This is a genomic window from Mycobacteroides sp. H001 (assembly GCF_001440005.1).
In the GTDB taxonomy this organism is placed as follows: Bacteria; Actinomycetota; Actinomycetes; order Mycobacteriales; family Mycobacteriaceae; genus Mycobacterium; species Mycobacterium gwanakae.
This window is the reverse complement of record NZ_LJYH01000047.1, coordinates 95,321-109,669: the sequence shown is the minus strand read 5'-3', so window position 1 is coordinate 109,669 and position 14,349 is coordinate 95,321. Positions and strand designations below refer to the sequence as shown.

General features: G+C 63.9%; 17 protein-coding genes and 2 pseudogenes. 12 read left to right on the top strand and 7 right to left on the bottom strand.

All coding sequences use genetic code 11. The features are described from left to right. Window positions 1-890 precede the first annotated feature (890 nt). Genes AOT83_RS23905 through AOT83_RS23895 form a run of 3 tightly spaced genes read right to left on the bottom strand, consistent with a single transcriptional unit; the run spans window position 891 to window position 4,211 of the window. Complete coding sequence (locus AOT83_RS23905) at window positions 891-2,333, bottom strand: NAD(P)/FAD-dependent oxidoreductase (RefSeq protein ID WP_057963642.1); 1,443 nt, start codon at window positions 2,331-2,333, stop codon at window positions 891-893. Between the two features lies 1 nt (window position 2,334). Then, a complete protein-coding gene (locus AOT83_RS23900) occupies window positions 2,335-3,573 on the bottom strand; it encodes a bifunctional alpha/beta hydrolase/OsmC family protein (protein WP_057963641.1) in 1,239 nt (412 codons plus the stop codon). 8 nt (window positions 3,574-3,581) lie between these two features. Then, a complete protein-coding gene (locus tag AOT83_RS23895; RefSeq protein WP_057963640.1) occupies window positions 3,582-4,211 on the bottom strand; it encodes a TetR/AcrR family transcriptional regulator in 630 nt (209 codons plus the stop codon). Between the two features lie 395 nt (window positions 4,212-4,606). On the opposite strand from AOT83_RS23895, the gene AOT83_RS23890 reads away from it, so the two are divergent. Both AOT83_RS23890 and AOT83_RS23885 read left to right on the top strand, forming a co-directional pair. Then, entirely contained in the window at window positions 4,607-5,233 is a 627-nt protein-coding gene (locus AOT83_RS23890; RefSeq protein WP_057963639.1) for a sigma-70 family RNA polymerase sigma factor, read from the top strand. Further along, window positions 5,230-5,511, top strand: coding sequence for a zf-HC2 domain-containing protein (locus tag AOT83_RS23885; protein ID WP_198530388.1), 282 nt, complete (start codon window positions 5,230-5,232; stop codon window positions 5,509-5,511). Before AOT83_RS23890 ends, AOT83_RS23885 begins: the two co-directional genes overlap by 4 nt. Window positions 5,512-5,936: 425 nt before the next feature. Here the strand turns inward: AOT83_RS23885 and AOT83_RS23880 are convergent, their stop codons facing one another. Beyond that, complete coding sequence (locus AOT83_RS23880) at window positions 5,937-7,211, bottom strand: cation:proton antiporter (protein WP_070943285.1); 1,275 nt, start codon at window positions 7,209-7,211, stop codon at window positions 5,937-5,939. A gap of 270 nt (window positions 7,212-7,481) precedes the next feature. Between AOT83_RS23880 and AOT83_RS23875 the strand changes: the two genes are divergently transcribed. The 4 genes and pseudogenes from AOT83_RS23875 to AOT83_RS23865 all read left to right on the top strand — a co-directional run bounded on the left by AOT83_RS23875 (window position 7,482) and on the right by AOT83_RS23865 (window position 9,734). Next, window positions 7,482-8,150 (top strand): RraA family protein, encoded by a 669-nt coding sequence (locus AOT83_RS23875; RefSeq protein WP_198530387.1) that lies wholly within the window; start codon window positions 7,482-7,484, stop codon window positions 8,148-8,150. A gap of 406 nt (window positions 8,151-8,556) precedes the next feature. Then, complete coding sequence (locus AOT83_RS23870) at window positions 8,557-8,895, top strand: phospholipase D-like domain-containing protein (protein WP_157858370.1); 339 nt, start codon at window positions 8,557-8,559, stop codon at window positions 8,893-8,895. Window positions 8,896-8,966: 71 nt separating this feature from the next. Beyond that, window positions 8,967-9,062: pseudogene (locus AOT83_RS28275) on the top strand (F0F1 ATP synthase subunit C); the annotation flags it as partial. 393 nt (window positions 9,063-9,455) lie between these two features. Continuing rightward, a complete protein-coding gene (locus AOT83_RS23865; RefSeq protein ID WP_057979757.1) occupies window positions 9,456-9,734 on the top strand; it encodes a hypothetical protein in 279 nt (92 codons plus the stop codon). 162 nt (window positions 9,735-9,896) lie between these two features. Here the strand turns inward: AOT83_RS23865 and AOT83_RS23860 are convergent, their stop codons facing one another. Both AOT83_RS23860 and AOT83_RS23855 read right to left on the bottom strand, forming a co-directional pair. After that, on the bottom strand, window positions 9,897-10,154 hold the full coding sequence (locus AOT83_RS23860; RefSeq protein WP_057963637.1) for a helix-turn-helix transcriptional regulator: 258 nt from the start codon (window positions 10,152-10,154) through the stop codon (window positions 9,897-9,899). Window positions 10,155-10,209: 55 nt separating this feature from the next. Further along, the gene (locus AOT83_RS23855; protein WP_057963636.1) at window positions 10,210-10,401 is read right to left on the bottom strand and encodes a hypothetical protein; all 192 of its coding nucleotides are present in this window, start codon (window positions 10,399-10,401) and stop codon (window positions 10,210-10,212) included. 145 nt (window positions 10,402-10,546) lie between these two features. On the opposite strand from AOT83_RS23855, the pseudogene AOT83_RS23850 reads away from it, so the two are divergent. The 6 genes and pseudogenes from AOT83_RS23850 to AOT83_RS23825 all read left to right on the top strand — a co-directional run. Then, window positions 10,547-10,854: pseudogene (locus tag AOT83_RS23850) on the top strand (DUF1778 domain-containing protein); the annotation flags it as partial. Then, complete coding sequence (locus AOT83_RS23845; protein ID WP_057963634.1) at window positions 10,851-11,357, top strand: GNAT family N-acetyltransferase; 507 nt, start codon at window positions 10,851-10,853, stop codon at window positions 11,355-11,357. The pseudogene AOT83_RS23850 and the gene AOT83_RS23845, both read left to right, overlap by 4 nt. A gap of 6 nt (window positions 11,358-11,363) precedes the next feature. Continuing rightward, window positions 11,364-11,906 carry a hypothetical protein gene (locus tag AOT83_RS23840; protein WP_057963633.1) on the top strand — a complete coding sequence of 181 codons (543 nt, stop codon included), beginning with the start codon at window positions 11,364-11,366 and terminating at the stop codon, window positions 11,904-11,906. A gap of 11 nt (window positions 11,907-11,917) precedes the next feature. Further along, on the top strand, window positions 11,918-12,109 hold the full coding sequence (locus AOT83_RS28065; RefSeq protein ID WP_057963632.1) for a hypothetical protein: 192 nt from the start codon (window positions 11,918-11,920) through the stop codon (window positions 12,107-12,109). Beyond that, window positions 12,109-12,945: a hypothetical protein gene (locus AOT83_RS23830; RefSeq protein ID WP_057963631.1), complete on the top strand. Its 837-nt coding sequence runs from the start codon at window positions 12,109-12,111 to the stop codon at window positions 12,943-12,945. Before AOT83_RS28065 ends, AOT83_RS23830 begins: the two co-directional genes overlap by 1 nt. 22 nt (window positions 12,946-12,967) lie before the next feature. Beyond that, complete coding sequence (locus AOT83_RS23825) at window positions 12,968-13,234, top strand: hypothetical protein (protein ID WP_057963630.1); 267 nt, start codon at window positions 12,968-12,970, stop codon at window positions 13,232-13,234. 323 nt (window positions 13,235-13,557) lie between these two features. On the opposite strand, the gene AOT83_RS23820 is transcribed toward AOT83_RS23825, so the two are convergent. Further along, complete coding sequence (locus AOT83_RS23820) at window positions 13,558-14,205, bottom strand: TetR/AcrR family transcriptional regulator (protein ID WP_057963629.1); 648 nt, start codon at window positions 14,203-14,205, stop codon at window positions 13,558-13,560. Window positions 14,206-14,349: the final 144 nt, after the last annotated feature.

Here is a 14,349-nt window from a genome sequence, read left to right as displayed (position 1 = left end):
TGCTGTGGGGCGGACTCTAGCCGATTATGTTGCGCCACAACTCAGGCCAGTGATTCGGAGCAATCCATAGTCGCGTCGCGACCCTGCCGAGGTGGCCCGGCTGATGATCTAGTGCGTGGCCGCGCGTGCTGAGCGTGAAGAGGAACGTTTCATTACTATCTCAACCGCCGCCGGTTAACTCGGTTGAGTTGGCTACACGACGGCACGCGCAGTGTAGCGACCCCAGGATGAATCTGCTGATCAGTTGCGCACACGCGTATCAACCTGTGGGACCTTCACCGTCGGAACCAATTGGTTGATCCACGGGTTGTTGCTGCGGTCACGGCCGTAATAGTTCGAGTCTCTGTCGCGTCCACTGTTACCGACACCGCGATCGTCAGCCTGTGCTGGTCCAGCAAGACCGACCACGGCAGCGAACAGTGTGCCAGCAACGATGCCGACCAATCCGCTTACTATCTTCATTGAATATCGTCTCTTCCCTTTATCAGCCGCACCGCGTCCTCGTGCTTTACGTCCGTACAGTCTGTCCCCGAAGGTTCCGTTCGCCTGAGTATTTCGTGTCGATTGCGCAGTCGAAGCCGCGCACGCGACGCATCTGCCGCCGCTAGGCCGGTGCCTCCCCCTCAATCGCCTCGGGAGAACCCAATGCGGGCGCATAAAGTCGCACGTGTAGCCGTTGGGTAGGTGATCAAGTGGCTCTGGTGCTCCGGCTTGGCTCTCAAAACGATCCGTCGTTTGCGTCGGGTCGAACAAGATCGGGCGCCCCGATATCGGGGTCAGGCCGGCCGTCAGGGCCGGCCAGTCGTCGACGAGCGTCTGGCCCGGCGGCAACCGTGAGTCGCTGTCGCCGCGACGGTTACCGAATCCGCTTTCCATCAGGTGCTTCGCGTTCACGGCGGACCATGTGAACCGGACCGTCGTCGGGCAAGAAGGGGGTTCCATACCTGGTTGACCGACGGGTGTGGCGCAACGACGTGGCGGAGTGTCTCGATCGGCACTTTGGCGACGACAGCGAGTGTGGCCGCTTGGGCGAGTTCGGCGAACTCGGGTCCGACGAAGGTTGCGCCGAGCAGGGTATCGGTGTCGGCGTCGATGACCAGTTTCGCCCAGGCGTCGAAGCCGTCGCGGAAGATGGCGAGGTCGGGTACGGCTTCCGGGTAACGCGCGACGGTCGTCGTGACCGCGAAGCCGTCTGCGCGCGCTTGGTTTTCAGTGCGGCCCACTTCGACGACCTGGGGGTCGGTGTAGACGACCTGGGGAAGGTTGTGTGGGTCGCGTGCGATGAGTTCGTCGGCGCCGAGTTGGCGGCCTCGCGCGCGGGCGGCGATGATGTCGGCGACGACGACTGCGTGGTATTGCGACAGGTGCGATAAGAGTGCGCGCCCGGTGGTGTCGCCCATCGCGTACAGCCAGGTGTCGTCCACTCCGAGTGCGTGCAAATGGTCGTCCACGGCTACAAACTCCCCGGGACGCAACCCAACGGTTTCCAAGCCAAGGTCATCGGTGTTGACGATCCGTCCGGCGGCTACGACGATCTCGTCGACCTTGATGTCCTGGTCGCCGACGGTGGCACTGACGGTGCCGCCCGCTACGGGTCGGGTCACGCTCGAAAGCTGAGCTTGGAAGCGAAGGTCTACGCCTTTGCGCCGCAACGACTCGGTCACCATCTCGCTGGCGACGGTCTCGGAATTGCGCAGCAAGGTGTCGCCGCGTGCGAGCAGGGTGACATTGGAGCCCAGGCCGGCCAGTATGGTGGCGAACTCGACACCGACGACGCCGCCGCCGAGGATCAGGGTTCGTGGTGGCACGTGCGTCATGTTCGCGAGATCGCGGTTGGTCCAGGGGCGCGCCTCAGCGAGTCCCGGGACGTCCGGGATGGTGGGGCGGGTACCGGTGGCGAGCACGACCGCCTGACGCGCTCGGACGGTTTCCTCGCGGTTGTCGGGGTGGGTGACAGTGACCTCACGGGGGCCGCCGAGTCGGCCGTGGGCGTGGATTACCGTGAGGCCACTCTGCTGCAGCTCAGCGGTCACGCCCCCATCGTTGAGATGGTCGACGATGGCATCGCGCTTGGCGAAGACGGCGGCGGCGTCGAGCTGGCCCGACCCCACGGCTTCCCGTACGCCGGGAACAGCCTTCGCCAGGGCCAGCACCTCGATCGGACGCAGAAGCGCCTTGGTCGGATTGCAAGCCCAGTAGTGGCACTCGCCGCCGATGAGGCGTTCCTCCACGAGTGCCACCTCGAGCCCTTCGGATACGAGGTATTGCGCCGCCGAGGAGCCGCCGGGGCCACCGCCGATGACCACTACGTCGAATTCTGAATCTTGAGTCATGTCAGCCTTTGTCTTCGTCTGCTCGTGCTTCAGCGGTATGAATGGACACTTCGGAACGCAGGGTGCGATGCACCGGGCATCGGTCGGCGATGGCGAGCAGCTTGGCGCGTTGGTCAGCGTCGAGCGGGCCGATGAGGGTGATGTCGCGTTCGATCCGGTCGATCATCCCCGTGGCGGTCTCGCATTCGGCGCAATCCTCGGCGTGGATGCGGGAGTGGTGCGAATCGACGACGATGCCTTCGAGCGGCCACTGCTTCCGATCGGCGTACATCCGCACCGTCATCGACGTACAGGCGCCGAGCGCGGCCAGGAGCAAGTCATACGGCGTCGGGCCGGCGTCGTCGCCGACGGGGTGCGGTTCGTCTGCCGTCAGCCGATGCCGGCGCGCACTGATCTGCTGGGTGAGTCTGCCGGGTCCGCTCTCAGCGACTCGCACCGCATCCTCAGCCGCGTCATCGGCGTTCAGGTCGGCGGTCGTCGTGTAAGCCGTTACGTACTTACTCGACCAGGCGGCAAGGACGTTCGCCGCGTAGTCAGCGTCAGCTCGATTGCCGAGAAGGTGATCGGCGCCGTCGAGCGCAATGAACGACTTCGGATGCCGCGCAGTGTCGAAGATGATCCGCGCGTTGTTCACAGACACCACTTCGTCGCTCGGGGAATGCATGACCAGCAGCGCGGCATCGAGAGCGGAGATCCGCTCGCACTGAGGTTGCATCGCGATGTCGTCGAGAAATTGGCGACGCACCTGAAACAGTCGACCCCCAAGCGACACCGTGGCTTCGCCCTCTTCGACGACGGGTGTCACGTCGCCCAGCAATCCGATGACGTGGAAGGGGTCAGCCGGTGCACCGATGGTGACGACTCCGCGAACGTCGGGGATCTGCGGTGCGGCTGCCAACACTGCCGCTCCGCCCAGCGAATGCCCGATCAGCACCGCTGGGGCACTGAACCGGTCTCGGAGATGTTCGGCGGCGCAGACCAAGTCCTCGACGTTGGAACTGAAGCTGGTCGCCGCGAAGTCGCCTTCGGACTCTCCCAAACCGGTGAAGTCGAATCGCAGTACCGCGATACCCTGACGCGCCAGCGCACGCGAGATCCGGCCTGCTGCAACGTTGTCCTTGCCGCAGGTGAAGCAGTGCGCGAACAGAGCCCAGGCTTTCGGGGCGCCAATCGGCATCTCTAGCTTGCCGGCTAGCTCTCCGCTACTGCCACGGAAGACCATTTTGGTTGAGGTGCTCATGCGCCTCCCTAGGCATGCAACGATTGCGGATGAACTGTACTACACAGGACATTGTGCCTACAGTCCGGTATTTGGGCCATCATCAATCCGCCCTGTACGGCGGCGACCAGTGATTGGGCCAATCTCTCAGGATCTGATTGCCGTGCCAGCTGACCCCTCTCGCGCATGACTTCCAGGCCGCGCGCCAGCGGCTCCTCCCATCGCCGGAAGGCGGCGTCCAGGTGTGGAAGATATGCGGGATCGTTCTTCAATTCAGCGGCCATCGTCCCGAGCGGGCAGGCGAACGGCCCATCAAGGACACGATGGCTCTCCACCACCTGATCAGCCCACCGCTTCAGACCGGCCCAGGAGTTGGCGTGATGAATCGCCGGTTGGGCGGTCAAGATGAGTTCGACCTGGCGGTCGATGACCGCCCGAATGAGGTCGGCCCTGTCGTCGAAGTAGTGGTACAGCTGCGACTTACCGCAGCCCGCGGCCGCCAGAACGTCATCGAGGCTGGTCGACGCCACACCACTTTGACGCATCATGGTCGCGGCTGCGTCGACGATAGCTGCACGGCTGCGCAGCCCTCGCGGGGACAGCGACGGCTTTGGGCTCTCGCCCCTTGCCGCCTTCTCGGGCGCCCGCGTTGCTGCCATCTGTCCCACGATAGCGTCTCGGCCAGTCGGACTTCACTCGTCGAACGACAGCACCGGTCTGGAGTCCGTGTGAACTCGTCGCCGGTCCAGCGAGTGGTGCCATGCGATCGCTTCACAGCACGCTGTACTTAGCCGTACATTCGGAAAGCACCACCTCGCCAGGGAGGCGGCGAGTCCGAAGCATATTCCGCAACCCGGTGCCTGTAACGAGTTGCGGGTGGCTCGACACACATCTGTATGACCCGGCCAGCGGCAAGCCTCGTCCCTATTCATGACCATCAGGCATACGTCCCGACATATGCCAACTACTGTGCTGTGCACTGGCGACGTGGTGGCCAGGGCGCGACGACCGGGGCACGCGGTCGCTCACTCGCCGCCGACGAGGGGATGCCGACATGCAGGAACCGGTGGGCGCAGCATCTTTGGCCGACCAACTGCGCAACGGCGATCCGGAAGCCTTCAGCAAGCTGCTCGACCTCTACGGGTCCTCAATGCAACGGGTAGCGCGCGGATACGTGTCCAGCCGCGAGCTGGCCGAGGACGTCGTACAGGAGACGTGGATCGCAGTCTTCAGGGGCATCGACAAATTCGAGGGCCGAGCGTCGCTACGGACGTGGATCTTCACCATCCTGATCAACGTCGCCAAGAAGCACGGCCTGGCTGAGCGCCGTCACACCGACACCGCCGTGCGCGTCATGACCGGCGGCACCGTTGACCCGGACCGATTCCGCGACGCCGGCGATCCCCTGCCCGGTCACTGGAAGGAACCACCCGCCCCGTTCCCGGACACGCCCGAGGGATCGCTGCTCAGCGGGGAACTCACACGAGTCGCGACCGCGGCTCTGCGCCAGTTGCCGACGCGCCAGCGTGAGGTGGTCACTCTGCGGGACGTACAGGGGTTCACTTCCGAGGAGGTATGCCAGATGTTGGACATCAGCGCCGTCAACCAGAGGGTCCTGTTGCACCGCGGCAGAGCCGTAGTCCGCCAGGAGCTGGAAAACTACCTTGGGACGATGGCATGAACACCGACGAGATCATCTGCGAACAACTCGTCGAACTGGTGACCGACTACCTCGATGGTGTGCTCGATCCCGTCGTCGCCGCTCGGTTCGACGTACACCTAATGGAATGTGACGGCTGCACCAACTACCTCGAACAGTTCCGGTCGACGATCAGCACCCTGGGGCGCATTCCGCCCGATCAATTCGACGAGAGCTTCCGAGAACGCCTGCTCGACACGTTCCGCGGATGGACGGCTTCCCCCGGGGACGAACACGACCGTCTGCAACCCGACACGTGACCGCTTAGATTCTGCTCGCCGCTGCGAACGTTCAGTGCCCGGTATGATGGTGGTTTCTTCTCGTCGTTCGAGGAGCCCGATCTCGTGACGCGACGGAACTGCGGCCTCGCGCGGAAGTGCCTCACCGCCGCTGCAATGGGGCGCACAAGACCAGCACGAGCAAGATGCGGTCGTTTCCGTTCTGAATCGACGCATTGCAGCCCACGAAGATGGCGAAGGCGACCGCGGCGTCGATTGGTCGCCGCCGGCCGACGCCACTTCACATGAGATAGACGAGAATCGCTGCCGTTGGTCGCGATCCGCGATGCCGCCGTAAATGTGGTCACTCCACGTTCTGTGCCGAATTCGCTAGTAGCTAACGGACCTGATTTCAGATCTCTCGCCGGCAACGCGTCCGGAGACGCCGGGGAGTCTTTCACACGTTGTCACGGGCCGGGATGCGGACGGTCATCGCCTTCGCGACTTGGCTCCACGGGCGGGCAGCGACCGCCCGTGAGGCTATCGCTTGCACGGACGCCCGGCAGTTCTGTTTCCTTCGCACCCCGTGCCAGCAGCAGGACGGCCAGTCGTGGAAAGGCGATGACTGACAACAACCCCGCGGCGACTAACGCTGCGTAGTTGGCCGGTTGCATCAGGCCCAGTTCCACGCCGATCCCCCCGGCCACCACCGGAATGCTCAGCGAGGTGGCCTGCAGCAGACCTACGGCCACAACGTCGCGGCGATGGCCGAGCAGCGGACGGTAGAAGATGGCCGGTAAGGCTCGCACGACCAGAAGGGCGACGAGGAAGACAGGGATCTTGGCCAAGGACGAAACCTGGTCAACGAGGGCCCGAACGTCGAGTGACACCCCGGTGGCGACGAAGAAGAACGGGATGAAGACACCAAATCCGACCGCATGCAGCTTGGTATAGAACTGGGTGTGGGTCATGTCGTCATCGCGATCGAGCAGAGTCAACGCCGCCCCGGCGAGGAACGCCCCCAGGATTGACTCGAGGCCGAATGCCGTTGCGAGAGAGGCGAAGACCAATAGCAGCGCGACGGTTCCGCGGACTCGAATCTCGGCGGTGGTGTCCTGCAGGTCGAGTAGCGTCTTGCAGACGGTGTGGGCACGCTCCAGGCCGAGAACGACGACGATGACGGCACCGGTGAAGCCGAGAAACGCCGCCAGCAGCGTCAGCTTAACCCCCAACCCTGCCGACGTGTCTTCGGAGAACAATAGGGAGAGAAGAATAATGGGCACGATCTCGGCAATCGACGCACCGGCCACGATGACTTGCCCTGCCCGGGTCTCGACGATTCCCGCGTCCTTCAGGACCGGAAGGATGATGCCGAGTCCGGTTGCCGAGAGGATCACGGCCATCAGCACCGGCGACCGAGCGAGACCCAAAATTCCCAGGCCTGCACCCACGGCCACCGCGAGGACGAACGACACCACGAAGGCGCCCGAGGCGCGCCGCAGCACAGGCCCTCTCAGCTGGCGGACGTCGATCTCCAGCCCGGCGAGCAACAGGAGGAAACTCAAACCGATCGTCGACAACACCTGGAGCGCGGCGTCCATGTGCACCCAGCCCAGAATCTGTGGACCGACGATGACGCCGAGAAGAATCTCAAGCACGATCGCTGGCAAAGGCAATCGGAGCAACCTGACGCTGAGCGGCGACACCAACGCGACGACCGAGACGAGCGCTACCGCAGTCAACGAGACGATGAGGGATCCTCTCTGGCTGTTCCATGCGTAATGAGCCGACGACTGCGCATGTTGAGTCAGGGCTAGTTAAGATGCTCAGCTCATCGTCTTGGCTTCCGCGTGCAGTCGATTGGTAGATGTCAGCTGACTCAGATAGTCGATCACTGTACCGCAGCGTACAGTTCTTCGGAACGCCTCCGCCATACGTACCCGTTCAGCAGTCAAGGCTCGATGGTGCGTCGGTGGTGGTCTGATCGCTAACATCCAGCGAAAGGTTATAGCGTGTCATCACAGGACCGAAACAGTATTCGAGCGCGCTATCTCAGTGTTGAAACTCCCAACGTCAGCGACGTACTCGATGAGTTCGGATTTCCAGGCCAGGCTTTGTCAGCCGACTTTGCGCCTCGTTCAGGCTCGCAGCTAGCAGGCTGGGCTTTTACGATCAGCGGCGATTCCGTTGCTGGCGGCCCGCCTACCGACTTGGCAAAGGTGCAGGCTTGCAGCGAGGTACAGGACGGAGACATAACCGTTTGGGCCGGAAACGGAAATGGTGCTTGTTTTTTCGGGGAACTCATAGCCTTGGGCCTGCAGGGGCTGGGCTGTCGAGGCGCTTTGATCGACGGCGGTGTGCGTGATCTCGCATGGCTCGAACAGGCCGGCTTCGCGACGTTTTCCACCTACCGCACGCCGGTTCAGTCGATCGGTCGGTGGCAGGTGCAGAGTTGGGCTCAATCTGTCTTGCTACCTGGCGCAACTTGTCGCACTGTCGAGGTCGGTCCCGGAGATTTTATCCTCGGCGACATTGATGGCGTCGTGGTAGTGCCAGCGGCACACGTTTTGCCTGTCCTTGAACGCGCCGAGGCGGTGACCCTTCGGGAGCGGGGAATCCGGCAGGGCCTCAAAGATGGCATGTCTCTTCAGGAAGCGATCGCCCGTTACGGCGCAATCTGAAAAGTCCTAAACGATTACACCGGTATGGGCCTTTCGTAACTGTGGTGTTCGCCCCGAGTCTTGTCCCGACTGACATAGTGGAGCGGCCGCGCGGGTGACTCTCTCTTTCGCCGCCGGATGACGGGAATCCCTTGCCAGAACGCCTGTCTGCGCCGCGGACGATGCAGGTCGAATGGTCGCATGGCCTACCGAAGTGAAGTAACCCGGAAGCAGGCGCGGGCCGCCAAAGTGGGCGAACGCCGACGAGCCTTGTGCCGTAGAGGGTGTGGCGGCCAATCGAATCTGGACACTTTTGGTAGGCGTATCCGACGTTCGGCTCAACACCGGGCGCCCCCTTCCCGCGCGCCGTTCGTAAGCGTCCAGGTTGGTAGGTCAGCGTCGACGGCTCTTCTTGACCCTCTATGCGTTGCGAGATAAGTACCGCCTGCTGCAAGGGGAGAACATCCGCTTCATCAGCACCGATGTGCTCGTCCACTGTCACAACAAGATGATCGTCGTCGACGGTAAGCGCGTCTTGGTTAGCTCGCAGAACTGGTCGGACTCGGCCGTCACCAAGAACCGTGAGGCAGGGCTGTGGATCGCGCAAGCCAAGGTGGCGAAGTACTTCCAGGGGATCTTCGAAACCGATTGGAACGTCGCGTTCCAGGCGTTACCCCGAGCGACCCGACGAGACGTCGTGACGCCGCAGTCCATCAGTGGCGGAGGCTTTGTCAAAGTCCAGCCGGCCGACTATCAGGAGGTATGAGCCAAAGGGCCGCGTCAGCTCCGCGTACCGGGTGAGGTGGTAGTCGGAGTCGCACGCCAACCCGAAGCACTCGCCTCTACACACCGTTGTTCATCACCTTCAGCCTCGTCGAAGCCACCTTCTTCATCAACGTCGCGTTCATGGCCCTGTTCGTGGAATCCATGCCGCCGCGGCGGGTGTCGATGCCGATCACGCACCCGGTGTCGGTGAGCCATCGACGACTACGAGTGCCTCATCGCTCACCTGTCTGAGATCGTCGCCCACGCCGAGGAGCAGCTACGTCATGGCTAGACAAAGGTCACTGCTTAGAACGGTCTCGGTCAGCACGGCGGGTCGCAGACACTCCTGCCGCTCCGACGACTCCCACGTCCTGCTCAACGGCGACACCATGCTCGTCGTCAAGGTCGACCGCGACAAGTTCCACTACTGCACCCAGTGCGCGCTGCTGTTCATCGACACCGCCCGCCGGACGCTCAACACTCTGGCAGAGCAACTCGGCGAAGGACCCGCTCAGCGCCCCTCACCCGACCCGTCGCGACCAGCGCCCCAGCAGGACAACGGTGTCATGGTCATCGAGGGCGCCCCGCGGCGCCGCGGGATCCGAGGAGACCCTCGATCATCAGCGTGCCTCACGGTGTGCGCAGGGGCGATCGCGTGGTCAGTTGCGCAGCCACGGACGGGACGCCGCGGTGTTCGTGACCGCCTACACCACCGAGGGCACCGCGACCCAGCGTGACCTACTCGACGCAATCACCGTGCAGGTGCTCCCGGATTGGGGCGGCCGCCTCGGGCGCACCATGACCGTCAAAGTCATCGAGGACATCCGGATCCACGACTGACCGCCGATTTCCCGGGCCATCCCGCCGCCCCTGGCCCCGATCTATGCCGCACTTTGGGGCACATAAAGTGCGACATAGGTCGGTGAGGTGGCGTTTTGCCAAGCAACGTGCGGCATGGACGTGGCCGGGTGTACGGGACGTGAGACTCGACCGTGGGTCCGCTCAGGGGTCCAAGTCATGGCGGGCGGTGATGGTAAGGCGGTACGGGTCGGGGCGGCCGGTGATGAGCCAGTGAGCGTCGACGTCGAGGACCTCGGCGAGACGGACGAGTTCGACGGAGGAGAAGGGTCGGCGGTCGCGCACCGATTCGGAGAGTTCCTCGTCGGTCAAGCCGATCTGCGCGGCGACCTGGGCTTGGGTGCGGGTGTCCGCGGTGATGCTGTCGGCGACGCGTTGCGCGATGCCTTCCTGGCCCTTCATGGTTACGACGCTACGGGGAGCTGCGATCTCCACAACTCCCCGTAGCACGTGACGATCAGCTGGCCAGGTCGTGCACCGGCTGGGTGACCAACCTGTCGATCAGGTCGACGAGGACCGCACCGATGTCGAGCAGAGCGTCGGTGTGGCCGGTGAGCATCGCCACGACGCACACCCCCAGCCAGGCCAGGACGATGACCACCAATGTGGCCAGCAGACGGTTGAGCGCGGTCAGCAGACGAGAAGACATGCTTCCCCCTCACAGGGGTTGAAGAGCAAGACGACCGTGGTCGTCTCCGCCGCGGCCCGACTGGCCCGGTAACTCTTCCCGCTTGCTGGAGGGCGTTTCACAGGTGCGAACCACGTATGGGCTGCTCAGAGCGGTGATCAATACCGCATTGACTTGTATGCCCAATAGGCACACAATGGGTGGATGGCTATCAAGACCGAACGTTTCGCGGTGCGCCTGACTGCTGAGCAGGACGCGCTGATTCGTCGTGCTGCGGAGGTGGAGGGGACCGATCTGACCAACTTCACGGTGACCGCGACGCTGGCTCACGCCCGTGACGTGCTCGCCGATCGCCGGCTGTTCATGCTCGACGCTCCGGCCTGGTCGGAGTTTGTCTCGGTGCTGGACCGGCCGGTGTCGCACAAGCCGCGGCTGGAGAAGCTGTTCGCGGAGCCCTCGATCTTCGACGAGTGAGCGGCTACAGCGCGCCGCGGCCGATCACCGGCGGCGATGAGGTCGCCGACTTCGACAGCGGCGAGCCCAGCCTGGACGACTACCTGCGCGGGCGGGCGCTGGCCAACCACGTCGAGGGCGCCTCACGGTGCTTCGTCACCTGCTGCGAGGGCCGCGTGGTCGGGTTCTACGCGCTGGCCTCAGCGGCGGTGGAGCGTGCGGATACGCCGGGACGGGTGCGCCGCAACATGCCCGACCCGGTGCCGGTGATCCTGTTGTCGCGGCTGGCGATCGACGCCAAGCACCAGAGCCAGGGCCTCGGTGCGCAGCTGCTGCGCGACGCGATCACCCGCGCCGTGGCGGCCGCGGAGATCATCGGCGTGCGGGCGCTGCTGATGCACGCCCTGCATGAGCAGGCCCGCGCGTTCTACGCCCACTTCGACCTCGAGCCCTCACCGACCGACCCGCTGCACCTGCTGCTGCTGATCAAAGACGCCCGCGCCCTGCTCGACCCGCAGAGGTGACCGCCGATGCCCGACGACGCGGATGCACCCCACCCCGGCCAATGGCGTTCAGGTGCCACATTCCGGGAGCTTCTCGACCACATGAACGAGTTCTGGCAGACCCCCGAGGGCCAGCGGCTCCAAGCTGCCCAGCAGGCCGAGGAGGCCGACCTGCAGGCGTGGCTGGCTGATCAGCCGGGTGTCGTGGTGCACGACCACGGCGGCTACGCACCCGAGCAGTGGAACGGCGTGGTCGACGGGCACAGCTTCTACTTCCGTGAGCGCGACACCGAGTGGGACATCGAGATCGATCTCCGCCCGAGTGGGTCCATGCGGGTCGCGGACGGCACCCACGACGTCGGCACCACCCGCTACCGGCAGCACGAGGTCATCGAGGGCGACGTCATCGCCACCGGCACGATCGCGGCCCCGGGCTATGGCGCCAATCCGCGGGAGCGCGCGGCGTTCATCGTCACCACCATCCGGGATCATCTGCGGCGCAAGCGGGTCGCCGAGATCGCCAGGATGGTTGCCGAACGCTCGGCGGAACTCAATCACCGACTCTCCTAGGGACTTCCAGCATGGACTACGCCTACCGGGTTGAATGGTCGCCCGAGGACAACGAATTCGTCGGGCTCGTCGCCGAGTTCCCCTCGCTGTCCTGGCTGGCTCCCACCTCCGTCGAGGCGATGCAGGGCATTGTCGGCGTCGTCGAGCAGGTTGCGGCGGAGATGGCCGATGCCCGCGACGTCGAGCGCGGCGGGGGGATCTGATGGCGGACGTCACATGGGACCCAGAGCTGGTCGGGTCGTCGGCCTTCCACAAGCTCACGCATGGGTTCGCGATCCGAGACCGGCTGCGTGACGTGCTCGCCGAGCAACAGGCGATCGAGCGGCGGTACCGCCGGCGCGACAACAGCAGTGAGTACACCTCGCGCACGGTCTGGGCGGAGTGGGTGTTGGAGTCAGATCTCAATTACACCGAGTCGGCCCTGCTCATGGGGGACTTCATCCACAATCTGCGCGCCGCGCTGGATCACGCCGTGTGGGCGATCACCCCGGCCCACATCCAACAGACCAGACCGACCGAGGTGGCGTTTCCGCTGCACTCGACCGAGAAGCGTTACACCGCGTGGGCGAAGAAGCGCGAGGACTGGTACGGGCCAACGGTTTTCGAGTCGTTCAGAAGCAATCAGCCGTTCAACGCGGTCGGCACCGGGAAGCTGCATCCGCTGCACATCTTGCAGTTCCTGTCCAACACCGACAAGCACCAGCTGCTCAACATCGTGGCCAACAACCAGGTCGACCTGGGCGGTGTCAGCATTGTTCCGGAGCCCCCCGGCGGGGTGGTCTCCACCGTCAACCAGGGGGTCGTCGCGAAGGGATCGGTACTGGCCCGGGTCGAGTTCGCCAGGCCCAAGGGTCCGGGCAAGACGTCGATCACGCTGCGACCAGTCTTCGCGTTCGAACAGGTCTTCCGGTACGTCAACCAAGACGGCGCCGAGAACTGGTTGGTCGTCGGCGACGCGATGAACGAGATCGGACCCGATGTTGTCGAGGCCGTCACATATCTACTTTCGGCGCATAAACGCGACTGTGAGAACACATGACGAAAAGGGATGGAGCCGAGGAGTGAACCTCTACCAACTACGGGACCTGATCGAGAACTCCAGCGCAGCCGAGTGGGTGAAGGTCGAACCCGCAGGGCCGACCTACCGCTACCGGTTCGAAGTATCAACTGATCGCGATGGCGGCGAACAGATCTCCGTGGAGAGCCACCGAGTGGTCTCGGAGGTCTTGTGCAGAGGCGACCCGCGAAACGACCCCCCGGGTGCTCCCCGGGGGTCGTTGGCGTTGATGGGCGCGGTGCATCCGGCTCGACACGGTGATCGCCCGTGAATGTGAACCGGGCGCGAACGAACCAGGGGAAACTGTCGTCACCAAGACATGACGATCACGACGACGGCGGGTTCTACGACCATGATGCCGGACCCAGATGACGGTATCGACCCGTCACGCGCTCACGGGTGTGGATCACTACGAGGTGCTGTTGCATTCCGACGACGAGATGGCCAAGCCCGGAGCGGTACCCGCGGCTGCTGAACATGTCGGGAGCGTTCATGTTCCGCGCCGTGGTCCGACCCGACACCCCGATCAGCCCCCGAGCACGTCACCATCCAGATGAACGCCGCTGGCAGCGACGCCAGGCTGCGGATCGTGGCCTATATCGGTGGCAGGCTGTGGACGAGCTGCTGCCAGCGGTCACCGAATTCGGGGTCGGCCATGCCGAGCACTGGGATTATCTGCGAGACAACTAATTTCGAGAAGAATTCGAAGCTCGGCGTGTAGTCCCGACCTAGCAGGCCGATGATGGCGTTGGCGTGGTACTCGGCTATGACCATGCCCGGATGGTCTTCTAAGTCGCGGTCGTCACTGACGATGGCCTCTGCTAATGGCTGTGCGATCAACTGCACCCACCGCCGCGGGACCGTCTCCACCTCGAACAAGTTCGGGTACCGGAATAGTTCCTCAACCACGCGGTAGACCGCAATCGCCACCCGGTAATCCGGGGAAGAAAGCTCCCGCTCGATGTCCCTCGCAATTTGTCGGCGTACACGACGCATCGACCGATCTAGAACCTCGCCCAACAGCTCGGCAACCCCGTGCTCGAACTGGTAGTAAAAGGCGGTCGAGCTGACCCCGGCCTCCTTGCAGATCGATGCGACGGTGATCTGCTGCTGAGCCCGCCGCGGCGCGGTGACATGGTGCATAGCGCTCTCGAACAGCCGGGCTTGCGTCCGGCGATTCTTGGTCTGCGCCGCCTTCTGCCGCGCTATGGCAGACCGATCAAGCGTTCGCTGCTCGCTCATAGATCCTAAGGATAGCGCGCCAACGCGCGCCAAACGCTGTAGACCCCCACTCGGTATACCCTCCCACTGGGCGTTGACGCCAAGTGGGGTATATGCCATATTGAGGTGGGTCGGCACGACGACAAATGGAGAACACGATGAACA